A 25,003-nucleotide genomic window follows, 5' to 3' on the forward strand; every position below is an offset into this window, starting at 1 on the left:
GAATGTAATTGAGTGGAGGGGGCAGTTGGAAAATTCCGAAGAATAACCGCTGGGGTAAAAAGTGAAAAACCCCTTACGCTTTAGCATAAGGGGGGCATTCATTGGCAAGAACGAGGAGGAAGTATCCCCTACTTCTTCCCATTTGGCTTCTCTGTTCGATGGAAGACCATAGAGATGACGAGAAGCACCAAGGGTACTGCCGCGCATACCACTATTCCAAAGTAACCTATTATTTTATCGAAGTTGCCTATTTCAATAAAATTTTGGGGATACATGCTCAGGCAAAATAACATAATTAACGGGAGATAACAGATATACCTGTTCCACTTTTGGGTGAGCTGGCTGATCCCAGCCACAATATAGAAATAATAATTTGAGGCGGTCATGAAAATTTTGATCGTCCACAAAATGATAAATAATATTTCAAATCGTTCCAGAAACGCGCCGGGGAATTCAATTTGCTGTGCAAAAGAAACGACAGGCCATTGCAGTCGGGAAACTTCTTCAACGGACATACAGCCAACGACCATCGTTACCATTAAAATATACAAACCCATTGCAATCGAGTAGCCGATCCACCCGGCCTTCCATGCTTTTTGTGGGTGCGTCATCACATTAGTTAATATAAGAATGGATTCAAAACCCATTGTAGAGAAAGGTATAACTTTAAGTGATTCAAAGATCGGACGCCATCCTTTATGGAAAACAGGCCGCAAATGATCAAGATTAAAATGGTTGACATTAAGAACGATCAACAATAAAAAAACAACAAAAGTTAAAGGGAAAAAAAGCTCAATCAATCGAACCATTGCATGGAGACCGCCCCAGGTCAGATACCCGATAAGCAGAAGAAATGGCAAGAGAATCATGCTTATCGGGGTCCTCTCCAGTGCAAGACCTTTGAGGAATTCCGCCATCATTCTACATACAAAAGAGCAGATCATCATGCAAAATACAATAAATGCGATATTGATCAGAAGGCCGATGAATTTACCTGCAATCACAGGATTGAATTCATAGAACGTCTTCCCCGGAAATCTATGGCACAATTTAACCTGGATAAAAATGACGACGATTCCAAGCAGAGTTGCCAGCAAAAGTCCCTGCCACACGTCGGGCGTTTGCGTCTTCTCTGCAATGGTTCTTGGTAAACTGACAATACCCACAGCATACACGGTCGAAGTGACGGTAAATAAGGCTTGTATTGTGGATATTTTTTCATGTTTCATGGAAGGTATATTAGACATTATTCACCCTCTCCTTTTGTATAAGCACCAGTTCGCTCGATCTGTACTTTAGCCTTAACATCGATCGGTATTTGACTGAAAGTATCTTGCCAATTATCCTTTACCCGATCCCAGTAAGCGGGATAGTTCACTTTTACTTTTGTGCCAAAACCGACCACATCTGCTCTCATTTCTTTCTGGAGTGTGTTTAGCGATTGGGATACGTTATATTTGATTTCATCCTGCGCCTCTTGTTTAGCGGTTTGAATGAATGATTCCTTCAGGAAGTCTTCAGAATTAACCGTGCTTTCGTTTAGTTTAATATCTGCTTTAATACGAACTGTGAATGAGAGGTCCTGCCCGTTGAGGTGAGGAATAAGTTTAGTGTGGACATCCTCAACTTCAAACACCACGGATTGATTTGACTTTGAGCTCTCAATTCTAATAATTGAGCCCTTCGTTTTTCCCAGCATCCAGTTGATTCCGATGACATCCTCTTCGTCCAGCCAATAAGCAAATTTCTTCGTTTTGCCGCTGATCAGAGCTGCGCCAGAGAAGTGGTTGCCTCCATTGGTTTTTATGCCTTGAACGAGGAAGTCAGCTCCTTGTGAGATATGCGTAGAAATTTCCCCTAATGTTATTCTATAAGGTATTTTTGAATTTAAATTGCTGTTTTTAGCCATTGCTTCAAGGTCAATAGAAGGGATCTCTTGATGTTTACCGATCTTATTGAGCGCTTCTTTCGCATCGCCTTTTATGATCATAACAAGTGATTTTCGACTTGGTTTATAGGAGCGAGTAAATGTATCTAACAACTGGTCGATTCTTCTTTTTTGTATAGCTTGGTCACTAATCAAAATCAGGCGAATAAAACTATATAAAGGAGCACGGGATACCTGCTTGGCCTGTTCCCTGGAAGCAGACTGGATGGAATCTTTGTTAAAGGTTGTTACGTTGCTGTACATATTTTTTCTGGATTTCTGCGCGATTAAGTGCTGATAGGTAAGTTCCAGCATATTCTGCTGATCCATATCAATGGCGACACCTTGAATAATACTCAAGTTATCGATCTCTCTGCTATCCCAACAACCGGTGAGGAGAGCACACACGATCCATGCGGCAAAGCATTTTTGCACCCAGAGGGTGCGACGAAACAGAAAGGCGTAAGAAATCATAGGTTTACTTCCTTTTCCGGTTAGAATGTGTTTCGTCCTGTGTTTTTAGCATCATAGGACGCTTTCTGAGGTATTTAAAAGGAACCCGTACCAAGGTGTCTTGTTGATCTCTTAGCCGAACAGGGGCTAGGGGTGACATGTAAGGAACTCCAAAGCTTTTGATCTGGACCATGTGTACGCCTAAACAAATAAAGGCTAAAATTACTCCATACAGCCCATAAACCCCCGCGATCATCATAATGGGAAAACGAAGAAGCCGGATTCCGATACTGCCGCTGTACTGCGGGCTTGCAAAGGACGCAATGGCAGTAAGACCAACAACAATAATTAGAAAAGCACTTACAACCGCCGCCTCGACAGCTGCTTGTCCAATAACCAGGCCGCCTACAATCCCAATAACCTGTCCTATCCCTTTGGGTAGCCGCAGACTTGCCTCACGTAATATTTCCAATGCCACTTCCATAATCAAAGCCTCCACAAAAACGGGAAAGGGAATCCCTTCCCTTGAGGCAACGATAGATATGACCAGCTCAGGCGGGATTAATCCAGGATGGAAAGAAATGAGTGCAACGTACAACGAAGGCAGGAATGTTGCAATGAACAAAGCCATTAAACGAAGCATACGGAAAAATGTTCCTAAAGGAAAACGCTCATAATAATCCTCTGGGGATTGAGCCAGCATCCAGAAGGTCATGGGAGCAATTAGGACAAAAGGGGTGCCATCTAGCATAATGACAACCCTCCCTGACATTAAGGCCGTTATCGCTTTATCCGAGCGTTCAGAGGCTTGAATCTGGGGAAACGGAGACCATGGATGTTCCTCGATCCATTGCTCAATAACCCCGGTATCAGAAGCATCATCCACATCAATCGTCTCGACTCTTCGCTTCACTTCCTGAACTAGCTCCGGATTTGCGATATCCGATATGTACAAGATTGCTAATTTACGGGAGGATCTCCTTCCTATGGTTATTTTGTCTATTCTGAAACTAATATCTTTGATGTGCCTTCTAACCATTGCCAGGTTACTTTCCAAATCCTCAATAAAACCTTCCCTTGGTCCTCTAACCAAAGTTTCGGTGCTGGGTTCATCAACACTTCGCGAAGGAAATTTGCCTGTAGAAGCAAAAAAAACATCATCCGTTCCTTCGATCAGCAGACAAGTATATCCCGATAATACTTTGCTTACACACGTCTCAAGGTCTGTCCCTTCTGTCATATCGATCGTAAATGCTGTCTGCTGTATCAACTCCTCCTTTATTTTCTCAGGATTAACTGGGGAGTGGTTTTCACGGACTCCAGTTAAAATGAGCGGCTTGACGATTTGTTCGTTAATCATACTTGTATCCGCAATACCGGAGAGATAGATCATAATGACATGAATTCCCGTTTGGCCTACATTCATTTTTTTGAAGACGACATCAGGAAGATGACCCAGGGTCTTTTTTAGATGGTCCAATTTCGCCTCGAGTGGTCTTGCCAATGACGTTTCCCCCTTCAAAAAACTTAAGCATGATATGCATGTAATATGTGTAAAATAGTGATAAATATTCATGAATCCTTTTGTACAGTACAAGAAAAAAACGAACACCTAATGGTGTTCGTCTCTAGTCATACATAACGTCATATGAACTTAATCAGAATGAGATCATTTTTTGAACTCGTAAAAATGTTCCTCCAGCATACTCAAAGAAAGCTCGGCTGTAGTGGCTACCACGATATCCGCACCTTGCATTTGCGAAGGCGTTCCTACACCAACTGCGAACATCCCGGCGCCCTTGATCGCCTGAATGCCGGCCTGTGCGTCTTCTATGCCGATACAATCGGCAGGCTGAACGCCCAAATTCGCAGCTCCGGCGAGGAAAATTTCTGGGTCAGGCTTGCCATTCCGAATGGACGTAACATCCACCACACTGTCAAAATAGTGTGCTAGCTCCAGCCGATCCAGTATAAACGCTGCATTTTTGCTCGCAGAGGCGAGCGCGATGCCGATTCGGGCTTCACGAAGCTCCTTCAGAAGCGCTTTAATACCGGGAAGAACGTCTGCGGGAGTTAAAGCTGAGATAAGCCGCTGATACTCGGTGTTTTTTTGCATGGCCAGTTCTTGCTTGCCTTCTTCTGATAACGTATCGGACAGGTTACCACGCACTAGTATTTTTTCGAGTGATTCCGTACGGCTGATTCCTTTTAACTGTTCATTAAATTCCCGATCGAAAGGGATGCTGAGCGCTGCCGCCAAGCTGCCCCATGCCTGAAAATGATATTCAGCCGTATCTGTAATGACTCCGTCCAGATCAAAAATAACTGCTTTCATATGCTTTCCCCCTGTCTGGTCCATTTATGAAGCACTGTTCGCCATTAACGATTGCCCACTGGTAATGTGCGTTGGCTGTCCATACAGCTCCAGCGTCAGCGGTTCTCCGTCCAGCAGGGTAATGACTACTTCACCCTCCTGTACGAGAATACTTAGCAAGCGGCCGCGATAGTTGATTTTAAACGTATATTTGTTCCAGTCCTTCGGTAGAAAAGGGGAAAAGCTGAGTGTTTCATTATAGGTTCTCATCCCGGCAAATCCCTGTACAATCGCCAGCCAGCTTCCTGTCATAGAGGTGATATGGAGTCCGTCTTCGGTGTCGTTATTATAGTTATCCAGATCCAGACGGGCCGTCCGTTTATACATTTCGACTGCCTTATCCTCCATTTTGAGTTCAGCGGCCAGCACGGCATGAATCGAAGGAGACAGACTGGATTCATGAACGGTCATTGGCTCGTAAAATGCAAAATTGCGTGCTTTTTCCTCCAGCGTGAACTGGTCTCCAAAGAAATAGAGCCCTTGCAGCACATCTGCTTGCTTAATGAAGCAGGAACGCAGGATTTTATCCCATGACCATTTCTGATTAAGTGGCAGATTGCTCGGATGCAAAGTGGATACAGGCTGCAAATCCTTATCCATAAAGGTATCGTGCTGTACGAAGACGCCTCGCTCTTCATCATACGGATAATACATGTTGTTGATGATATCTTGCCAATGTGCAAGCTCATCAGCTGTAACTGCCAGGCGCTGCGCTTTCTCAGTCGAAATTTGAGGCAAGACCGATAATGTATATTTCAGAACCCATGCAGCCAACGTATTGGTATACCAGTTATTATTGACGTTATTTTCGTATTCGTTCGGCCCAGTAACCCCGTGGATCATATACTGCTGACGACTGTTGGAAAAATGAACCCGATCGGCCCAGAAGCGGCTAATTTCGACCAGTACATCGATTCCGTATTCATGCAGATAAGTCAAGTCACCCGTATAATTGGTGTAATTGTAAATGGCATATGCAATCGCACCGTTACGATGAATTTCCTCGAAGGTAATTTCCCATTCGTTATGGCATTCCACGCCTGTAAAAGTGACCATAGGGTACAATGCCCCTCGAAGCCCTTGCTGGGCTGCGTTATGCTTGGCACCTTCCAATTGTTGGTGACGGTACAGCAACAGATTTCGCGTTACGTCCGGGTCTGCAAGCGCCAGGTACATAGGTACGGCATATGCTTCTGTATCCCAATAGGTGGCACCGCCATATTTTTCACCCGTAAAGCCCTTCGGTCCGATATTCAGACGGGCATCTTCACCGTAGTACGTAGAGAATAGCTGGAAAATGTTAAAGCGTATTCCCTGTTGGGCCTCCGTATCCCCCTCGATTTCGACATCTGCCTTGTCCCAGCGTCTGGCCCAAGCGTCGATATGCTCTTGCTTTAGAGAGGTGTAGCCTTTGTTCACAGCTTCCACGGCAATGCGTTCAGCTTGCGGAATCAATGCATCCTTTTCCATATCGCGTGAAGTGGTGACGGCTACAATTTTTTGCAGTTGGATACGGTCCCCTGGCGAGACGTTATATTGATAGTGGCGTGCAGCATACAAAAAGCTCTCTTCCGTCGTCTGCTCATCCTGTCCCTCGGTTACAATACCCATGGTAGCGTTTACGGTAAAGCGCGGAATACCGAAGGGATTATCTATCGTCGTTGTGGACAGACTGATGAATTGCTCTTGAACCTCACGGGCCTCTTCCAGCCAAAATACCTCGTCATAGTTGGTGTCCTCATTTTTCGTATTGCCGTCCAAATAAGGAACAAGCTCAATGCTTAAAGGCTGATCGCTTATATTTTCGACCTGATAATCAATCAGGCATAATTCACGTGTAGTAATGCTCAGAAAACGCTCTGTAGTGATACGAACCTGGTCGTTCACAGTACAAGCGCGCCGCAGGATTCCCTGCTTCATGTCCAGTTCCTGCACGAAATCGCTGATGTGTGCCGCAAATAAGTCCACTTCCTCTTGGTTTACAATCAGACGGATGCCGATGAAATTCATGGCATTGATGACCTTGCCGAAATATTCAGGATAGCCGTTCTTCCACCAGCCTACCTTTGTTTTGTCAGGGAACCATATACCGGAGATATACGTCCCTTGATGATGATCCCCTGAATAAGTTTCTTCAAAATTGCCGCGCATGCCCATATAACCGTTGCCTATGGACGTTAAGCTTTCCTGTAATCGCATGTGTGTGCTATGTAGAGTGTGTGTTGTCAGCTTCCAACTATCTACGTCAAATAATCGGTTGTAAACCATGATTGCGTACCCCTCTCGGAAAATGAGATCGTTGTTTTAACGGAACCAATATATGAGCGAGTTCAGTATATAGTGCAACCGTTTGCCCTGTCAACGCAAAAAAACTGATTTTATGAATATCCACAAAATCAGTTCTTGTTCATTTCTTAGAGATTCATAGTGTCTGGCTTGATTTGCGCTCTACAATTCGGTGGGGAACAATGATGTGCTTGGTCAATTCTTTCGGGTCTTTAATTTTTTCGATCAGACTTTTGGCAGCCTGATAACCAAGGCTGAAGATATCAATATCCACGGAAGTAAGAGGGGGATTCATCAGCTCAGCCAGCATCAAGTTATTAAAGCTCACCATGGACAGCTGCTCTGGCATGGATACGCCTAACTGAGCAAGCATTTTCTGTACGGCCATGGCTACAAGGTCATCGCTAACGATCATCGCTGTAGGTGGCGGGGAAGCCTGTAATAACGTGCGCATGTCCTCCAGATTAAAGGGCTCCCTAACCACGTATTCTTTTGGTAGAGGCAAGCCAGCCTCTCGTAGCGCATCTTGGTAGCCTCGGAGTCTTTCAAGATTTACGATGTGTTCCTGATCACCGCCAACATAAGCAATGCGCTCATGCTTCAGCCCCGTCAAATAAGTGACCACATCTTTGGCAGCCTGGTAGTTATCGTTGTCTACATGGGTAGTTTCACTGACAAACTGCTGAGGCTTGCCGATGACGGTATAGGGGATTTTCTCTTTATGAAGATACTCCACGATGCTGTCCTTTTGCTTGGAGTACAGGACAATGTAGCCGTCAACGCGTCCGGTCCGGGTCATCAACTTTACGCGGGATAGCAATTCATCACTCGTCTTGCCTGTGACAATCGACAGTGTATAGTTGTGCTCGTTTACCCATTCGCTGATCCCGCGTAGGCTTTCCGGAAAGAAAGGATTCTGAAAGATCGCCACGTCCGATTCAGGCATAATAATGCCTATCGACTGTGTGACACGGTTAGCCAGGCTTTGAGCGGAATAGTTGGGTTCATAGCCAAGCGCCTTCATTTCTTTGCGAACGCGTGCCTTGGTGGCTTCGCTGATTTTGGGGCTGTCTTGAATGACACGGGATACGGTGGAAGTAGCAACTTTAGCACGTTTTGCGACATCTTTGATGGTTACTGCCATCGTCTTCGTCTCCTTTTGCTATCTCAAGCAGAAAATATTATGTTCTATCATACGATATTGCTCCAATTTCAACAAATTAGCGGCTTTTTCGAGTATTTCTATCATCATTAACCAAGATATTTATAACTAGGGTATTGCCAATAGAAAGCGATATCATTATAATAATCGTGCAACCGATTGCATAATATTTTTTATTGAGCACTACCCATGCTATACATACTATAAGGGATGGAGACTGAACGAGCATGAAAAAACTTCTATCATTTGATTTTTGGCAAAAGCTTGGGAAGGCACTTCTTGTGGTTGTTGCTGTCATGCCAGCAGCCGGGATTATGATTTCACTTGGTAAAGTAGTAGCGATGTTGGCTGGCGATATTCATTTCTGGGTGACTGTCGGCGGGGTCATGGAGAATCTGGGCTGGGGCATTATCAACAACTTACACATCCTGTTTGCCGTGGCGATTGGTGGTTCCTGGGCTAAGGAACGAGCGGGCGGGGCTTTTGCGGCTCTAATTGCCTTTGTTCTCATCAATATTTCAACAGGAACGATTTTGGGCGTATCCTCGAAGATGCTAACCCAGGAAGGAGCAACCACTCATACCCTCTTCGGTGCAACGATTCCGGTTAGTGGTTATTTCACCTCTATTTTGGGGGCTCCTGCACTCAATATGGGTGTGTTTGTCGGTATTATCTCCGGCTTTGTCGGGGCCGTGGTGTTTAATAAATACTATAATTATCGCAAGCTCCCCGATGCTCTAGCTTTTTTTAACGGTAAGCGCTTTGTCCCGTTTGTCGTGATTTTATGGTCTGTAATCGTTAGTTTGATCATGTCTGCTGTCTGGCCATTTGTCCAAGGAGGGATTAACCAATTTGGCGTCTGGTTGGCGACTTCGGGAGAGTCGGCTCCTTTTGTAGCGCCGTTTGTCTATGGTACACTAGAAAGACTGCTGATTCCTTTTGGTCTTCATCATATGTTGACCGTTCCTATTAACTATACTCAACTTGGTGGCGTTTACACGGTGCTCACGGGTTCTGGAGCAGGAAGCGTTGTTGCTGGGCAAGACCCGCTGTGGCTGGCTTGGGCTAGTGATCTCAGTGCGCTTCGTGGTACGGATCCGGCAGCCTACAACAGCTTGCTGGGAGACGTAACGCCTGCCCGCTTCAAGGTAGGACAGATGATCGGCGGAGCGGGTATCCTTATGGGGCTGGCCGTGGCTATGTATCGCCGCGTAGATAAAGATAAACGCAGCAAGTACAAGTCAATGATTTTCTCTGCAGCAGCAGCCGTCTTTTTAACAGGGGTGACGGAGCCGCTGGAGTTCATGTTTATGTTCGTAGCGCCCGTGTTGTATGTAGTTTATGCTATTCTTACCGGAATCGCGTTCGGAATGGCTGATATCATACATCTGCGTTTACATTCATTTGGTATGATTGAACTGCTGACTCGATTGCCATTGTCTATAAATGCGGGGTTGGTACAGGATATAATCAACTTCGTGCTGACTTGTGTTGTGTTTGCGGTAGCAACCTACTTTATCGCGTATTTTATGATCGGTAAATTCAAAATGGCTACGCCAGGAAGACTGGGGAACTATACGGATGAGGAGCCTCAAGCGACTTCCGAGGCAGAGAGTACATTAACGGATGGTGTGGCAGCGGTTTCAACTCAAAATCAATTGGCTGCGGATATTATCAAGACACTTGGGGGTGAGCAGAACATTGTCGAGGTGGATGCTTGCATGACCCGTCTGCGTGTGACGGTGAAGGATACAGAAGCTGTCGGGGATGAAAAGACGTGGAAAGCGCTAGGCGCCTTGGGCTTAATTAAAGTAGATAATGGAGTACAAGCGGTTTACGGACCAAAGGCCGATGTGCTTAAATCAGATATACAAGACATACTCAATAGGTGATTAGCTTGAAATTGTTAACCTTAAATGCACATGCTTGGATGGAAGAAAACCAACACGATAAGCTGAAGCAATTGGCTGCTTTTATTGATGAACAGCAGTTTGATGTCATTGCTTTGCAGGAAGTGAATCAGTCCATGAAAGAGACTCCTTTGTCAGCGGACGATTTGGGCGCGTACTATAGTGCAGATCCTGAAGTTGTCATTAAACGTGATAACTATGCTTATGTGCTGAATGGGCTATTGTCCGATGCCTATCACTGGACGTGGGCTCCTGCGCATGTGGGTTTTGCCAAATATGACGAGGGTTTGGCGATTCTGTCCAAAGCACCGATTACAGCTACGGTGAACGAATATGTTTCCTCGGTACAGGACTATGACAACTACCGCTCGCGTAAAATTGTGGGCATTCAGACTGTGGTGGACGGAGTGCAGGCCTGGTTTGTCAGTGGGCATTATAACTGGTGGAATGATGAAGAATCCTTCCGCGGACTATGGGATCGTACAATCGAAGTGCTCGCTCCTTTAGCTCCGGCTCCTATGTTTGTGATGGGGGATTTCAACAACGCGGCTGAAGTGCGCGGAGAAGGATATGACTATGTATTGCAATCCGGTTGGTCAGACACCTATCCGAATGCAGTAGTACATGATGCAGGACACACGGTCATCAAGGCTATTGCTGGCTGGGAAAGTAATGCGGAGCCGCTCCGTATTGACTACATCTTTTCCAATAAGGCCGCACATGTTCAATCTTCAACGGTCGTACTGAACGGGAAAACAGGACCCGTTGTATCCGATCATTTCGGCGTTGCAGTCGAGTTGGAACTGTGATGAACACAAAGGAGGCCATTTGCTTATGCAAGTGGCCTTTTTCTTATGGATTTTGATTTTAATCGAATAACATATTGAATAACAATCGCAATCAATACTAACATCATATTGTAATAAAAGGGGGTATTGAGGCTAAAACGGTCCATGAGCGCGCCTGCAATGATTGGAGACACAATGGCCCCCACTTCGGACAAAGATACGACGTTGCCGATAAATGAGCTTCTATTGTCTTCAGGAATAACATCTCCTAGCTGCGAGTAAAAGGAATCCAGATAGCTGGCTCCTCCTATACCTCCGATGAACATCCCTAAGTATACGATCCACGGTTCTGTGAACCACAGAAATAGGATGATTTCCATCATGATCAACAATAGACCGATGATACATAGCAGCAAGCGATCCTTGAGTATATCAGATATTTTGCCAATAAAGGGTGCTGATACAAAGGTTGATATGCCGATGATTGTAAAGGCTACGCTGATTTCTGCTGGACTCCAATGGAGCTTGTAGGTCGCATATACTGAGAAGTATGTTAAAAATATAGCAAATGCACTCATTTCAAGAAAATGAACGGTGGAATAAAGCAACAACTGTTTCGTTAATTTGATTCTTCTCTGCGATTTTTGAAAGGGGGGGTGCTGTGGCTGTGGCTTTAAGAGAGAATTAGCGAAAGTCATTCTTGAAACGGCAACGAAGGATATACAGGCAAAAAAAGCAACGAAATAGAATGGAAAGGATAAAGAAAAATAAGAAACGATAACTCCACTTATAAGAGGGCCTAAAATCATACCAGCACCTTCACTGCTGCTGATATATCCATTGAGCGTGCCTCGATTCTCTGCGGTGCTCATATGGTTGATCGTGACTCTGACGAAGACGGTTAGCCCTATAGCCACCAAGCCTTGAAGAAGTCTAAGTATAGATAAAACAATGAAGCTTCCTGCAACCGGGAACAGAAGCATACAAACAATTTCGGCGATGAGTAAGCTCAACCCCAAGCGTTTTGCACCGATCTTTTCATATATTTGTCCTGCCATGCCTCCACCAAGAAATCTTCCCACATAAAACAAAGAAAATAAAATGCTCATGCCAAGTGTAGATATCCCGAATTGCTCTACATAAATAGCAAAGAGTGGAAGGATCATGCTTCCACTCATGTTAGCAATAAGGCTGATCACGATCATACAGGCAATATTACGATTTAAATATAAGTGTTTTACCATATCCTCGGAGCCTCTCTTTGGTTTGCATCGTGGGAACCGTTATTTGGTTTACACCTGATTACGGATGAACGGCTTCAAGTCGAGTTAGTCGGTTCCCATATAGAGTACGCAAGTGAGTTCCTCGCGGTACCCAAATCCCAATGCATTGATGGAGGTATGAGCAGCGGATAAGAGGAATTCTTTTGTTTAATTTATGCTCTGTTCGTATGACAAGGGAGTGGTGTAGCCTTTAAGCAGGGAAGCCGCCTCCTGGTGGTGGCCAAGCTCCATAAATACGGCGCAGCAGTACAATTTCACCCAAATGATAGGAATTGTGGGAAGCGATATTTCGCAGCAATCCCGCTTTTGTTTCACCTGGGAAATGAGCCAGTGATTCATCCAGTTGCGCGGTTTCGGCAATTTGCACAGCCCGATCTACGCCTTGTAAAAATTCATTAATGACAGCCTGCCATGCCTCTTCGCTTTGCGGTCCAGTTTCTTCGGGCCAGCTTTCCATGACATTGCCCGGAAGCTGGGGCTTCCGTCCTTCCAAATGCTCCAGCATAAATTGCTGCCAGTAAATCATATGTTTCAGTAGTTGATAAATGCTGTAGGGCATTTCTGCGTTTTTCTTCCCTGCTAGCTCGACGTTAATGTCTGGCAAAGCCCGAGCCACGCGAATATGTCCACGTTCCCCGACCAGTGATTTAACCAGCGCTTGACCGAATAATTGGTTGGCATCCGACATGTAGGATCATCCCTTCTATGAGAGCTTGTTTCTAGCTTAGTCTTATATTACGATTATACAATTATATTTTCCAAAATGTAAATGAATACGTGGTTTAAAGTAAAGGGCAGAAATCATTTTAATAAAGCAGTTGATAATTGTTCTCAATTAAATTACAATAGTATTGTTTCAAGAGAAACAATAAACGACATTTATATGTGTTGTTTAGTATATACGGAAACGTTAAGGGGAGCTTTCCGTATATATATATTGTTTCCTTTGAAACAATAGGTGGTGGGAATAAAGTTTTTAGATAGGGGTGTGAACATGGATTACGAAGTGATTATTGTAGGCGGCGGACCCGTTGGCATGTGGTTGGCTGCTGAGTTGGCATTGGCGAGGGTAAGCGTATGTGTAATTGAACGTTTGGAGGAGCCTATTCGCCAGTCGCGTGCGCTTACGCTACATCCACGGACACTTGAGATGTTTGATATGCGTGGATTGAAGGAGCGGTTTATGAAGCACGGCAGACCTATACGTACAGGTCACTTTGCAATGCTGGATACCCGCTTGGATTTTTCTGTGCTTGATAGTTCCTCCAATTATACATTGTTTATCCCACAGGTGATTACAGAGCAGTTGATTGAGGAGCATGCGCTCAAGCTGGGAGTTGTCGTCCATCGTGGCATGGAAGTGGTATCTGTACGGGAGCAGGAGCAGGAGCAGGGCGTAGAAGTGGTGAGTGTACGCGCGTCTGGACCACAAGCCAATGTATCGGTGATGACTGCTGCCTATGTCGTAGGAGCGGATGGGGCCGGGAGCATCGTGCGGAAACAAGCGGGGATTGCTTTTCCGGGCACGGATACTACTCTGACTGCTGTATTAGCGGATGTAGAGTTAGCCAATCCGCCTGAAAATGGCGTACATTCCGAATATAGTGAACGAGGCGGGGTGATGATTGCCCCCGTGTCTCCAGGTATTTATCGGGTTATTTTGACTACACTTCGATTGATGGATGTCCCGAAAGACGCACCTGTAACGCTAGAAGAAGTGCGCACAGAGCTGTACGATCTGCTTGGTACGGATCTTGGCGTATCCAATCCTCGCTGGTTATCTCGATTTGGGAATGCAACGCGGCAGGCGCAGACCTATCGTAAAGGGAGAATCCTGCTAGCAGGTGATGCTGCGCATATCCACTTCCCGGCAGGCGGACAGGGAATGAATGTTGGCTTGCAAGAGGCTGCGAATCTGGGATGGAAGCTAGCAGGAGTGATTCGTGGCTGGGCTCCAGACACGCTGCTGAATAGCTATCATGACGAACGCTATCCGGTTAATACGCAGTTTTTACGGAATACCGAGGTTCAGACCCGCTTAATGGATTTTACGCCTGCTGTCTTGGCGCACCGCCAATTACATGAGGAATGGTTCCGCCATCCGGAAATTAATCGGTCTATGGCAGAGCAGATTAGTGCACTGGATGTATGTTATCCAGGGGCTGGCAATATACCGCAGCATCCGCTGAACGGGAAACGGTTTGCTGATTTTGAATTGCGGTTGCCTAACGGAGTGACATCGTATGCTTACGATCTTCTTCATGAAGGCCGATTTGTACTTCTCCATCTTGCACAGGATACTAAGGTATCGAATGAGTTTCGCCATATCTCACTTTCACATATTTCATATATGGAGGCCATAGCTGAAGAATTGCCCGTTGGATGGAGAGATGTGCATACGGTTCTCATCCGTCCGGATGGGTATATCGCTTGGGCTGTTTCTGTGAAACAAACGGATATATTGAGTGTTATTAAGGATGCATTATCACGTTAATATAAAGGAAAAAGGTATGATCATGACCATATTGTTTCCTGCGAAACAAATGTGGGCTATAATGAAAGGAGGAGTATGCCAAAGGAGTGACTACTTGTTCGTATGGAGAAGGCGACATCGGTTCAGCATGTCTATGATTTGCTTATTAAGATGAATCACCAGCTGGAGCAGCATCAGCAGAGAGAGGGCATGATCTTTCTCGAGGAAATCCGCGAGCACTTTGACGGAATGACTTCGCTCAATATGACGGATGTGCACGTTATGGATTGTATTGGGAGGCATGAGCCGATCAATGTTACAACCTTAGCGGAACGAATGGAGCTGAGCAAGGGGACCGTTTCGAAAGTTAGCACCAAGCTGCTCAAGGAAGGCTGGATTCGCAGAACCCAGCTGAACGACAACAAAAAAGAGATTTATTTTCGGCTAACCCCGTTGGGGAAAAAGCTCTTTCTTGTACATGAGCGGCTGCATGCTAAGGCACAGCATCAGTTATTTCAATTTTTAGATCGTTACAGCTCGGAAGAACTAAATGTCTTGAAGCGTCTGCTGTCCGATGGCGTAGGTTTCTTGGAAGCTATGGAGTAGCAGAAGATGAGTCTCAATTCCAAAGGACATTTAAATCATCGACAATGTGCACCTGTTTATTCTTCATGTGATAGCTACATGGAGAGATGCGGGTGCTTTTTCTTTTAATGCAATAGCCGTTTTGCTTCCATATAGAGCACCTGCACGAACTTTTTCGTATTAATGCGGGCTTGAGATAGTGAAGGCTCCACATTGTTTTGCAGTTCCAACATTTTTTTGCGGATTTCTGTAAAATCAAAAAACTTGGATGCATAATTTTCAAACTTAGGATGGGTATAGTCGGTCAGCCCGAGCGATACAATATGGCTTAATGTCTGGAAAATAGCGCGGCGGACACGCTGCTCCGATGCCTTGATTTCCTTGCTTAGCTCTATTGCTGAAGCTGAGTCTCCTAATCGTTTCAACGCTATATTGGCAAATATATCCTTTAGCGAGGGAAACAGATAGGGGGATAGATTGCCTGTTTCCTCCTCATATTGGTCCAAGTATTCCAACATATCCAGTAAATCCACACTTCCGGCTTCGCCGATCATTCCCATTTCGGAGAGCAGAAACTGTCCCGAACTCACAATGTTTCGGGTCGGTTCCAGTGTCGCTGATGGGCCATTCGATGTGAACATCGACAGTCCTTGCAGTGTGCGCTGGATATCTGTAATCGATTGCTGCATACGCAGGCGTTCGGTTACTTTTTGGATAACTGCAATAATTTCCAGTCGGTTTAAAGGCTTGGCAATATAATATTCAATACCGAGTGAGTACGCCTCACCGATCATGTTTTTGGATTCAATCCGAGAAATCATAATGATTTTTCCGCTAAATTGATCACCGAGTGCACGCACGGTCTGAATGCCGTCACGAAGCGGCATCAGCAGGTCAATCAGCAATACATCAATTCGGTTCAGCTCCAGCAGGCCGCTATTCACGTAGGAACCATCCTCCGCTTCCCCAACAACCTCTCCTAAACCCTCGTCTTCAATAATGTCTGCCAGCATAGAACGAATCCCCTGATCGTCATCTACAATATAAAAACGCATCCGGGCTATCTTCCTTTCTCCGTCAGTTTCCGTAAAGGTAATATGATTCTAAAAGTGGTCTGTAATCTATCTGTATGCTCATCTTCATTCTGTAGTAGTTCAAGCGTTCCATCAAGACTCTCCGCGACTTCACGCACATAAAATAAACCCATGCCGGTCGAAGGCTGTCCTCCCTCATCATACTTGGTCGTGTATCCCGGTGTGAAGATCATTTCCCGTTTGCGCTGAGGAATACCTGGACCGTTATCGGTGACACTAAAGGATATTATATCCTCTTGTCCTGGTAGAAAATGAATCGAGACGTCAATCCTTCCACTGTCTTTCATCGCTTCTACTGAATTGGAGGTCAGGTTGTTAATTAGAGTGAGAACTGTATAAACATGCAGTTTGGGCAACAAAGGATCGAAATTCAGCGTGAAACGGATAGACTTGCCTAGCGATTGGGCGTATTTGCTGTTCGTTCGGACGATCAGCTCGCCGAGTTCCTGTGAGGTCATATAATGCACGTCGCTTTCCGAATCAATGAGCTTGGACAAACCGGCAAAAATCCGCTGGCTGTCTTTTTTAATCTCATGGACTTGTCCGGAAATACGAAGTGCCTGTCTGGCGTAATGTTCTCTATCTTTCAGAGATTCATCCTGCTGCAGCTCGCGGTATAGCTCATAGCTTTCACGGGTGATTTGCTCTGCATGTGACAAAGTTTTGCCTAACTGGACTGACTCCTCATACAAGTCCGATACCAGGAGTAAAATTCGCTCCGTTTGCTGTCTTTGTGCCTCTTCATGCTGAACAGATTGATTTAATCGAATCATATTATAGAACCCAAGCACAAAGAAGCTGCGGATCATGGCCATAAAAGCCACTTTGCTGATCTTAACGATGTCCCAGAAATCACCATCAATGCTTCGCCGTACACTAAGCTCCGCCACACTTGCGGCAACCTCAATTCCCACAGAGAGGATGCCCACACGCAGTGCGCGGTAAGGCTCAGCATTAATGTTAAGAACCTGAAAGAGCAGGCCATAAACCATATAATAAAAAAAGGTAGGTCCATGCAAGGTCATTAATTCTTCAAAGGAAGAGCCGGGATGAAGGTAATGATTGAGTGAAATACGAAATGCAACTACTGCTATCCCTGCAAACACTCCCGATAATGCAGGTGGAATATGACGTATAGATAACAGAAAGAAAAAAAATACGGGCGTACCAAAGCTGAGACGAAATGTATTATCGAACGGGTGAATATTCAACTCACCTGCTAGGGGTACAAAGATAAGCATCAGCAGGAAAAGAAGGGTATTTAGCTTCATCCATATTCACCTCCGGGTATTTGTTTCAGAAAGTCAATGTAAGATAAATTCACAGGCTTAGCATTAATACTTGTGAATTTATAGAAAAAAACAAATACATGTGTAGATAACTGTCGGTTTTTATAGTTCGGATTGTAGTATAAATAACATCATTTGAATATTAAGAGCTGCATACTGCAAAAATATACAAACCAGCCAGGGGGGACATGAAGTGAAAAAGATTAATTTAACAATGCAAATCTTTATCGGTCTGGCTTTAGGTATTATTGTTGGTGCCTTATTTTACGGCAATTCAGGGGTGGAAGTCTACTTAAAGCCGATCGGTGATATTTTCATCCGCTTAATCAAGATGATTGTCGTACCTATTGTAATCTCAACGCTCATTATTGGTGTAGCCGGCGTCGGAGATATGAAGAAACTGGGGAAACTCGGCGGGAAGTCGATTCTGTACTTCGAAATTGTAACGACCATTGCGATCCTGTTTGGTCTGCTTGTTGCCAATCTGGTTCGCCCCGGTGAGGGCGTGGACATGTCCCACCTGGCCAAGAGCGATATCCATTCCTATGTGGAGACTGCGGAAAAGTCAGGCCATAGCTTTATAGATACGATTGTGCATATTGTACCTACCAATGTTATTCAAGCCCTGGGCGAAGGAGATATGCTGGCTATTATATTCTTCTCCGTGTTGTTTGGACTAGGAGTAGCTGCGATTGGTAACAAGGGCAAGCCTGTGCTGAATTTCTTTGAAGGTGTAGCCGACGCCATGTTCTGGGTAACCAATCAGGTCATGCGCCTCGCTCCGTTCGGTGTATTTGCACTGATTGGCACGACAGTGGCCAAGTTTGGATTAGCCTCGTTATGGCCGTTATTGAAGCTTGTACTGTCAGTGTATGGCTCCATGTTACTGTTTATTGTGATTGTCTTTGGAATTATCGCCAAGCTTTGCGGTACCCGTCTCTGGACTATGGTTAAAATTTTGAAAAGTGAGCTGTTGCTTGCATATTCGACGGCCAGCTCGGAAAGTGTCCTGCCTAAGATCATGGAGAAGATGGAGAAATTCGGGTGTCCGAAGGGAATCACATCCTTTGTCATTCCGATCGGATATTCTTTTAATCTGGACGGCTCCACTCTGTATCAAGCACTGGCTGCAATTTTCATTGCCCAAATGTATGGCATTGATTTGCCGATCACGACCCAAATCACGCTGGTACTCGTGCTGATTATTTCCTCCAAAGGTATTGCAGGCGTGCCGGGCGCTTCCTTTGTCGTGTTGCTCGCTACGCTGGGAGCAGTGAATCTCCCGCTGGAAGGTCTGGCCTTTATCGCTGGTATTGATCGTATTCTGGATATGGCGCGTACGGTAGTCAATGTTTTAGGGAACTCGCTTGCGGCTGTAGTCATGTCCAAATGGGAAGGACAATATGATAAAGAAAAAGGCGAGGAATACGTTGCTTCAATTAAATAAGATACATTGAACCGAATAGTGGATACCAAGAGCACCTTTGCGAAGTAATGCAGAGGTGTTCTTTTTGTTTCCAAACTTGTTAACACACTTCCTTTTTCGACATTTTTCGATGTTTTTTGTATGGATATATAGGTATATGGACACGAAAAATAAGTCTTAATACCTATGTGATTATAGATTTATTTATAATGATTCTTAATAAAATTCCGATATTAAATTATACCGTTTTATATAACTGGCTTAGAAGGGAAGATCATATATGTTTCTCAAGAAAAATGAGTCTCAATCACTTGCTCCTTTAGTAGAAGAAAGCCGCAAACTCTCACAAAGAATACAGCAAAAGGATTATTCTGCTGCAATACAGGTTTCCTCAGCATCTCCTGAAATTCAAGAAATCGCAAACAATGTCAACCAAGCGATAGAGTCCATGAAAAATGATGCTCAACATGTTGATATCCGTTTGAAGCTTGTTACCAAGGCGATAGAGATTGGCTTATGGGACATGGAGGTCATTGCGGGTGATCCCGTCAATCCAAGTAATACGTTCACATGGTCAGAAGAATTCCGTTCTATGCTGGGATATCAGAGCGAAAAGGAATTCCCCAATGTATTGGACAGCTGGTCATCTCGACTACACCCCGAAGACTATGACAGATCTTTGGCAGAATTGTCTGATCATTTACTGGATACTACGGGGAAAACCCCTTATGACGTACAGTATCGTTTGAGGCTGAAGCATGGAGAATATCGCTGGTTCCGGGCTACCGGAACGACGATCCGTGACCAGCAGGGAGTGCCGCTTCGTATTGCGGGCGCTCTGTTGGATGTGCACGATCAGAAGATTAAGTCAGAGGAGCTTCAGGCGCTAGTTACAAGATATGATCTCATCAACCGTGTTTTGGTGGAGGCGCCATATGACGTCATTCTGGCTGATGGAGACATTGAGAACCCGGATAATATATTTTGGTGGTCCCAGCAATTCCGCCATACTTTGGGCTTTAGGGATGAGCAGGACTTCCCGAGTGTACTAAGCAGTTGGAGTTCACGCATACATCCTGACGATGCCGAGCATGCGTTTAAGGCTGTAGTTGATCATTTAAATGACTATTCAGATCGTACGCCATATGATATGGTATGTCGCTTACAAAGTAAAAATGGAGAATATCGCTGGTATCAAAACAGTGGAAGAAGCATACGCGATAGCAAAGGAGTGCCTATTCGCATTGCCGGAACCATCCGTGATATCACAGTGGAAAAGGAAAAGCAGGCTGTTGCAGACGAGCTTACGCTCAAAATTCAGCATCTATCCGATTCCATTACAGAAATGGTGAACGGTGTTAACTCGGTTAGTAACCAGGCACAGGAATTGGCTACGGCTCAAGAGCAATCGACAGAGGCAGCGAATCAGGCCAAAGTCAGTGCAGAAGAGACGCAAAACATTTCGAACTTCATTAAAGAGATTGCGAATCAAACGAATCTATTGGGTCTGAATGCTGCAATCGAGGCATCGCGTGCAGGCGAGCAGGGACGGGGTTTTGCAGTAGTTGCAGATGAAGTCAGAAAACTTGCCATCCATAGTGCGGATGCGACCGGGAATATCGAGACCAGTCTGGACGAAATGAAAACACTCATCGAGCGAATTCTGCACAACATCGGGAATATGTCTACGCTGACACAAACACAAGCCGCGCTAACACAGCAAGTCAATGCATCTACGGACGAGATCAACAGTATGTCCAAAGCTTTGTTGGATTTTGCGAGAACGATGTAAGGCTTTAGACTTCATGTAAATAGTAGACCGGGCCATAGGCTCGGTCTCTTTACTGCTTTTGGTAGATGAACTATACTTTTGAGGATCAATCTAAGATGACCTCAGAGTAATTTCATGTGGAAAAGAGGAAGCGATTTGAGCCTACTTAGTTCAATATTGGTTGGAATTGTAGCGCTGGAGCACGTGTACATTTTAGTATTGGAAATGTTTTTGTGGACGACTCCACGCGCGATGCGTACGTTCGGTACCTCGAAGGAACTGGCAGGAGTGACCAAGTCCTTGGCAGCCAATCAGGGGCTGTATAACGGATTTCTGGCTGCTGGATTGGTGTGGGGCTTGATCTATCCCGATCCTGTGATCGGGCGGCAAATCGAATTATTTTTTGTCATTTGCGTAGTAGTGGCTGCAGTGTATGGTGCATTAACGGCTAATAAGTCTATTTTATTAAAGCAAGGTCTGCCTGCCATCTTGGCATTAATCAGTTTGCTGGTCTTCTAAAAGACGCCCTTAACGGGTGTCTTTTTTGCTAATTCGATCACATAATGTCTGCAATGCTAATGACAAGGGGAATAAACAGTTTTTGAACGATTGTAAATCCGACTATTCCGATTTATAATATTTTTTAATACATACTTAAAGAATTTGGAGGCTAGAGCGATGCGTCGTAATTTGACAGGTATATTCGTATTCATCGTATTAATGTTGGTAGTAAGTGCATGCTCCGGCGGAAATTCGGGATCTTCGTCTGCGACGAATGGTAGTGCGTCTGGCACAGATGCAACTACAGCGGATAACGGACAGCCCAAAGATGGTGGCAGCCTGATTATCGGCGTGCAAGCCGATCCGGTGGTGCTGAATCCGAACTATGCGGGTGACCGGGTAAGTCTGACGATAGATCAAGCGATATTTGCACCTTTGTTCCAAGTGAACAATGGCAAGAAGACGTTTTATTTGGCAGATAGCCTGACTCCTTCGGCAGACAAGTTGACCTATACACTAAAACTGAAAAAGGATCTGACTTGGCATGATGGCGAGAAGCTGACAGCTGACGATGTCGTTTTCACGATTAACAAAATTTTAGATGAGAAGCAGCACAGCTTCTTGAGAAGTAATTTTATGGTCAACGGCAAGCCAGTACAGGCGAGCAAGGTTGATGATACGACGGTGGACTTCAAGCTTCCTCAGCCAGCCCCAGCTTTTGAGGCGGCCCTGGTACAGGTATCCCCGATTCCGAAGCACATTTTTGAGAATGAAGCGGATATTGAGAAAAGCACGAAAAACAACACTCCGGTTGGATCAGGTCCTTTCAAATTTAAAGAGTACAAAACTGGCGAGTACGTTACACTTGAACGGTTCGATAACTATTTTGGCGGCAAGCCGCATCTGGATTCTGTGACATATCGGATTGTTAAAGATTCGAATGCTGCCAATTTAGCCCTGCAAAATGGTGAAATCAATGTAAACTATCTCGACCCACAAAACGTAGACACCATTAAAGCGACAGATAAGTTTGACATTTTCCCTTACAGCGAAGGCCGCTTGGCTTACCTGATGTTTAATGAAAACAGTGATACAAAGCAGTTGAACAAAAAAGAAGTACGTCAGGCGCTTTCTTATGCACTGAATCAGGATGAATTGATCCAGGTATCGTATGGCTCCAAAGATTATGCAGATACTGCAAAGTCCGCTTTGACACAGGATGTACTGTATCACACGAATGATGTTGCATTTTTCAATAATGATGTGAACAAGGCGAAGGAGCTGCTGAAATCGGCCGGCGCTGAAGGGCTGAAGCTGCGCATTATCATTCCGGGCGGCAACAAGGTTCAGGAAGCACAGGCGCTGTATATCCAGCAGAAGTTCAAGGATATTGGCGTTCAGCTGGATGTGAACAGTATGGATTCCTCAGCGTGGTCGCAAAAATTCGTTGATACGAATGCCAAGGATTTCGATCTGGCGATCAGCGGCTATATCATGGGGTATGACCCTGACGCGTATCGTATTTTGTATAGCACGGGATCGTCCTCCAACTATTCGCATTATTCTAATAAAGAAGTAGATAAGTTGTTGGAAGAGGGCGCGGGTGAGTCGGATACGACTAAACGTGGAGAAATTTATAAAAAGGTACAAGAAATTTTGGCTGATGATGCGGTTATCTACCCAATTGCATACACCAAAACGATTGTGGCCTTCGACAAGCAGTATGGCGGTATTGATCAGGCTGTGTTGAAGCCGGTCGTGATTTTCGAGGATTTGTCCAAAATTTATCACAAATAAGACAGGGTTTTCAAAAAATAAGCTGGGGTAACCAGCTTATTTTTTTCGAAAACAGCAAGGGGAAGGAAAACGTATGAGACAACTCATCGCCAGAAGGTTGCTGCAAGTTATACCGATGCTATTTTTTGTGTCCATCGTCTGCTTCGGCTTGATCAAGCTGGCTCCAGGTGATCCGGTTCTCTCTTTTGTTACACCGAATATGCATCTGGAAGATATTGAAAGAATGAGGCATAGCTTGGGGCTGGACCAGCCCGCTTATGTACAGTACATATTATGGCTTAAAAAAAGCCTGACAGGAGATCTAGGTTATTCGCTAATTAATCATCAGCCTGTACTGGATCAGATTCTCGACCGTCTCCCGGCGACAGCGGGGTTAATGGGCGCCTCCATCATACTCGCTGTGTTGATTGCAATTCCACTTGGTTTGATTGCTGCGGCCAATCGGAATCGCTGGATCGACAAGCTCATTAATCTAATGTCGTACATCGGTATTTCTGTCCCATTGTTTTGGCTTGGCATTTTGCTTATTTATCTATTTGCAATTTATTTGCATTGGCTTCCAAGTACAGGGATGCGTACGATCGGAACGGACTCGGTGCTGGATGTAATCAAGCATGGAATTTTGCCATGTTTTGTACTGGCCTTTGGCTTTCTATCCGTCTATGTGAGGTACATCCGTTCCAGCACGATTACGCAGCTTAAGGAAGAGTACGTGCAGATACAGTACGCGTTCGGATCTGGACAGCGACTGGTTTTGTTCCGACACGTGCTCAAGCATGTGCTGCTGCCCATCATTACGCTGCTTGGTATGTCGGTTGCGGATCTGGTAGCGGGAGCCATTGTGACGGAGACGGTATTTTCCTGGCCGGGCATTGGCTCGCTGGGCATGACGGCTGTAAAAGGAATGGATTATCCCGTCATTATGGGGATTACTTTATTTTCCGCTTTGCTGCTGATCCTGGGCAATCTGCTGGCAGATATCTTGTACAGCATGGCGGACCCGAGAATTAAATCAACGAGGTGAAAACATGAATCGGAGCAAATGGCGCAACATCGGGATCGAGCTGATGACGAGCAAAATGGGCGCCGTCGCCCTCATACTATTGATCGTATTCTCGCTGGGAGCGATTTTCGCATTTTTATCACCGCAGGACCCGAATAAGCTGAACGTACTGGAGCGCCTCCAACCACCGGGAGGCGCACACTGGTTTGGAACGGACGATTACGGTCGGGACTATTTTACAAGAGCGCTGTATGGCGGTCGTGTATCCTTGCTGGTGGGCTTTGCCTCTATGATTATTGCGACCAGTATTGGTGCAGTGGTAGGCATTGTGAGCGGCTATTTTGGCGGGTGGATTGACAACCTGCTTATGCGGATTTTGGAGCTAATCATGTCGATTCCGTCTTTTCTAGTTATATTGCTGCTTAGTGTGTTTTTGAAGCCAGGCGTTGGCAATATCATTGTCATTATCGCCCTGCTCATGTGGATGAATATCGCCCGGGTGGTGCGGGCAGAGACGATGACGCTGCGCGAACGGGAGTATGTACTATACGCTAAGGCTTCAGGACAAAGTACATTTGGCATTATCCTGAAGCACATCGTTCCCAATCTGATTCCAGTCATTATCGTAGGAGCGACGAACAATATCGCTTCAGCCATTATGATGGAATCATCACTGAGCTTTCTCGGCTTTGGTGTTCAACTGCCGAACGCTACGTGGGGCAGTATGCTGAATAATGCCCAAGGTTATATTGCACAGGCACCATATATGGCATTGTTTCCGGGATTGCTTATTTTACTGACCGTGTTGAGCTTTAATGTACTGGGAGATGTACTGCGTGTAGGCTTTGAGCCCAAATTAGTAAAACGGTGATTTACAGCAT

The 25,003-nt window shown here is 45.2% G+C and carries 20 protein-coding genes; 10 read left to right on the forward strand and 10 right to left on the reverse strand.

The annotated features are described in order from the left end of the window. Window positions 1-128: 128 nt before the first annotated feature. From MMB75_RS20235 to MMB75_RS20260, 6 genes are all read right to left on the reverse strand, one after another. Complete coding sequence (locus MMB75_RS20235; protein WP_016820172.1) at window positions 129-1,247, reverse strand: GerAB/ArcD/ProY family transporter; 1,119 nt, start codon at window positions 1,245-1,247, stop codon at window positions 129-131. Then, a complete protein-coding gene (locus MMB75_RS20240; RefSeq protein ID WP_045244948.1) occupies window positions 1,247-2,401 on the reverse strand; it encodes a Ger(x)C family spore germination protein in 1,155 nt (384 codons plus the stop codon). The genes MMB75_RS20235 and MMB75_RS20240 overlap by 1 nt, the downstream gene beginning before the upstream one ends. Window positions 2,402-2,405: 4 nt before the next feature. Next, on the reverse strand, window positions 2,406-3,884 hold the full coding sequence (locus MMB75_RS20245) for a spore germination protein (RefSeq protein WP_016820174.1): 1,479 nt from the start codon (window positions 3,882-3,884) through the stop codon (window positions 2,406-2,408). A 165-nt stretch (window positions 3,885-4,049) separates the two neighbouring features. Continuing rightward, window positions 4,050-4,715, reverse strand: coding sequence for a beta-phosphoglucomutase (gene pgmB, locus MMB75_RS20250; protein ID WP_016820175.1), 666 nt, complete (start codon window positions 4,713-4,715; stop codon window positions 4,050-4,052). Between the two features lie 24 nt (window positions 4,716-4,739). After that, window positions 4,740-7,022, reverse strand: coding sequence for a glycoside hydrolase family 65 protein (locus MMB75_RS20255; RefSeq protein ID WP_045244949.1), 2,283 nt, complete (start codon window positions 7,020-7,022; stop codon window positions 4,740-4,742). Between the two features lie 154 nt (window positions 7,023-7,176). Further along, the gene (locus MMB75_RS20260; RefSeq protein ID WP_017425636.1) at window positions 7,177-8,184 is read right to left on the reverse strand and encodes a LacI family DNA-binding transcriptional regulator; all 1,008 of its coding nucleotides are present in this window, start codon (window positions 8,182-8,184) and stop codon (window positions 7,177-7,179) included. A gap of 245 nt (window positions 8,185-8,429) precedes the next feature. Between MMB75_RS20260 and MMB75_RS20265 the strand changes: the two genes are divergently transcribed. Beyond that, the gene (locus tag MMB75_RS20265) at window positions 8,430-10,094 is read left to right on the forward strand and encodes a PTS transporter subunit IIBC (RefSeq protein WP_016820178.1); all 1,665 of its coding nucleotides are present in this window, start codon (window positions 8,430-8,432) and stop codon (window positions 10,092-10,094) included. A 5-nt stretch (window positions 10,095-10,099) separates the two neighbouring features. Next, window positions 10,100-10,921, forward strand: a complete 822-nt coding sequence (locus tag MMB75_RS20270; RefSeq protein WP_045244950.1) for an endonuclease/exonuclease/phosphatase family protein — start codon at window positions 10,100-10,102, stop codon at window positions 10,919-10,921. A 23-nt stretch (window positions 10,922-10,944) separates the two neighbouring features. Here the strand turns inward: MMB75_RS20270 and MMB75_RS20275 are convergent, their stop codons facing one another. Both MMB75_RS20275 and MMB75_RS20280 read right to left on the reverse strand, forming a co-directional pair. Further along, on the reverse strand, window positions 10,945-12,144 hold the full coding sequence (locus MMB75_RS20275; RefSeq protein WP_045244951.1) for an MFS transporter: 1,200 nt from the start codon (window positions 12,142-12,144) through the stop codon (window positions 10,945-10,947). Between the two features lie 229 nt (window positions 12,145-12,373). Further along, window positions 12,374-12,871: a DinB family protein gene (locus MMB75_RS20280; RefSeq protein ID WP_016820181.1), complete on the reverse strand. Its 498-nt coding sequence runs from the start codon at window positions 12,869-12,871 to the stop codon at window positions 12,374-12,376. Window positions 12,872-13,177: 306 nt separating this feature from the next. Between MMB75_RS20280 and MMB75_RS20285 the strand changes: the two genes are divergently transcribed. Together MMB75_RS20285 and MMB75_RS20290 are read left to right on the forward strand one after the other, a co-directional pair. Beyond that, window positions 13,178-14,677, forward strand: coding sequence for a monooxygenase (locus MMB75_RS20285; RefSeq protein ID WP_045244952.1), 1,500 nt, complete (start codon window positions 13,178-13,180; stop codon window positions 14,675-14,677). Between the two features lie 102 nt (window positions 14,678-14,779). After that, window positions 14,780-15,262, forward strand: coding sequence for a MarR family transcriptional regulator (locus tag MMB75_RS20290; RefSeq protein ID WP_016820183.1), 483 nt, complete (start codon window positions 14,780-14,782; stop codon window positions 15,260-15,262). Window positions 15,263-15,366: 104 nt separating this feature from the next. Here the strand turns inward: MMB75_RS20290 and MMB75_RS20295 are convergent, their stop codons facing one another. Both MMB75_RS20295 and MMB75_RS20300 read right to left on the reverse strand, forming a co-directional pair. After that, window positions 15,367-16,296: a response regulator gene (locus MMB75_RS20295; protein ID WP_016820184.1), complete on the reverse strand. Its 930-nt coding sequence runs from the start codon at window positions 16,294-16,296 to the stop codon at window positions 15,367-15,369. A 5-nt stretch (window positions 16,297-16,301) separates the two neighbouring features. Further along, the gene (locus MMB75_RS20300; RefSeq protein WP_016820185.1) at window positions 16,302-17,606 is read right to left on the reverse strand and encodes a sensor histidine kinase; all 1,305 of its coding nucleotides are present in this window, start codon (window positions 17,604-17,606) and stop codon (window positions 16,302-16,304) included. Window positions 17,607-17,817: 211 nt separating this feature from the next. Between MMB75_RS20300 and MMB75_RS20305 the strand changes: the two genes are divergently transcribed. The 6 genes from MMB75_RS20305 to MMB75_RS20330 all read left to right on the forward strand — a co-directional run bounded on the left by MMB75_RS20305 (window position 17,818) and on the right by MMB75_RS20330 (window position 24,993). Next, window positions 17,818-19,071, forward strand: a complete 1,254-nt coding sequence (locus MMB75_RS20305) for a cation:dicarboxylate symporter family transporter (RefSeq protein ID WP_039276598.1) — start codon at window positions 17,818-17,820, stop codon at window positions 19,069-19,071. A gap of 259 nt (window positions 19,072-19,330) precedes the next feature. Next, window positions 19,331-20,842, forward strand: coding sequence for a methyl-accepting chemotaxis protein (locus MMB75_RS20310; protein WP_025363748.1), 1,512 nt, complete (start codon window positions 19,331-19,333; stop codon window positions 20,840-20,842). A gap of 135 nt (window positions 20,843-20,977) precedes the next feature. Continuing rightward, on the forward strand, window positions 20,978-21,340 hold the full coding sequence (locus tag MMB75_RS20315) for a DUF1304 domain-containing protein (RefSeq protein ID WP_019685837.1): 363 nt from the start codon (window positions 20,978-20,980) through the stop codon (window positions 21,338-21,340). Between the two features lie 159 nt (window positions 21,341-21,499). Beyond that, window positions 21,500-23,119 (forward strand): ABC transporter substrate-binding protein, encoded by a 1,620-nt coding sequence (locus tag MMB75_RS20320; RefSeq protein WP_019685838.1) that lies wholly within the window; start codon window positions 21,500-21,502, stop codon window positions 23,117-23,119. A 73-nt stretch (window positions 23,120-23,192) separates the two neighbouring features. Further along, the gene (locus MMB75_RS20325; RefSeq protein ID WP_016820190.1) at window positions 23,193-24,143 is read left to right on the forward strand and encodes an ABC transporter permease; all 951 of its coding nucleotides are present in this window, start codon (window positions 23,193-23,195) and stop codon (window positions 24,141-24,143) included. A gap of 4 nt (window positions 24,144-24,147) precedes the next feature. Next, entirely contained in the window at window positions 24,148-24,993 is an 846-nt protein-coding gene (locus MMB75_RS20330; RefSeq protein ID WP_016820191.1) for an ABC transporter permease, read from the forward strand. The last annotated feature ends 10 nt before the right edge of the window (window positions 24,994-25,003 follow it).

Origin of the sequence: Paenibacillus sp. P2(2022) (assembly GCF_029522175.1) — a bacterium.
GTDB lineage: Bacteria > Bacillota > Bacilli > Paenibacillales > Paenibacillaceae > Paenibacillus > Paenibacillus polymyxa.

Excerpts from the sequence above, each read along its gene's own strand:
- MMB75_RS20235 (WP_016820172.1), bottom strand. The coding sequence starts at position 1,247 with ATGTCTAATATACCTTCCATGAAACATGAAAAAATATCCACAATACAA.
- MMB75_RS20240 (WP_045244948.1), bottom strand. The coding sequence starts at position 2,401 with ATGATTTCTTACGCCTTTCTGTTTCGTCGCACCCTCTGGGTGCAAAAA.
- pgmB (WP_016820175.1), bottom strand. The coding sequence starts at position 4,715 with ATGAAAGCAGTTATTTTTGATCTGGACGGAGTCATTACAGATACGGCT.
- MMB75_RS20255 (WP_045244949.1), bottom strand. The coding sequence starts at position 7,022 with ATGGTTTACAACCGATTATTTGACGTAGATAGTTGGAAGCTGACAACA.
- MMB75_RS20260 (WP_017425636.1), bottom strand. The coding sequence starts at position 8,184 with ATGGCAGTAACCATCAAAGATGTCGCAAAACGTGCTAAAGTTGCTACT.
- MMB75_RS20265 (WP_016820178.1), top strand. The coding sequence starts at position 8,430 with ATGAAAAAACTTCTATCATTTGATTTTTGGCAAAAGCTTGGGAAGGCA.
- MMB75_RS20275 (WP_045244951.1), bottom strand. The coding sequence starts at position 12,144 with ATGGTAAAACACTTATATTTAAATCGTAATATTGCCTGTATGATCGTG.
- MMB75_RS20280 (WP_016820181.1), bottom strand. The coding sequence starts at position 12,871 with ATGTCGGATGCCAACCAATTATTCGGTCAAGCGCTGGTTAAATCACTG.
- MMB75_RS20285 (WP_045244952.1), top strand. The coding sequence starts at position 13,178 with ATGGATTACGAAGTGATTATTGTAGGCGGCGGACCCGTTGGCATGTGG.
- MMB75_RS20290 (WP_016820183.1), top strand. The coding sequence starts at position 14,780 with ATGGAGAAGGCGACATCGGTTCAGCATGTCTATGATTTGCTTATTAAG.
- MMB75_RS20295 (WP_016820184.1), bottom strand. The coding sequence starts at position 16,296 with ATGCGTTTTTATATTGTAGATGACGATCAGGGGATTCGTTCTATGCTG.
- MMB75_RS20300 (WP_016820185.1), bottom strand. The coding sequence starts at position 17,606 with ATGAAGCTAAATACCCTTCTTTTCCTGCTGATGCTTATCTTTGTACCC.
- MMB75_RS20310 (WP_025363748.1), top strand. The coding sequence starts at position 19,331 with ATGTTTCTCAAGAAAAATGAGTCTCAATCACTTGCTCCTTTAGTAGAA.
- MMB75_RS20320 (WP_019685838.1), top strand. The coding sequence starts at position 21,500 with ATGCGTCGTAATTTGACAGGTATATTCGTATTCATCGTATTAATGTTG.
- MMB75_RS20325 (WP_016820190.1), top strand. The coding sequence starts at position 23,193 with ATGAGACAACTCATCGCCAGAAGGTTGCTGCAAGTTATACCGATGCTA.
- MMB75_RS20330 (WP_016820191.1), top strand. The coding sequence starts at position 24,148 with ATGAATCGGAGCAAATGGCGCAACATCGGGATCGAGCTGATGACGAGC.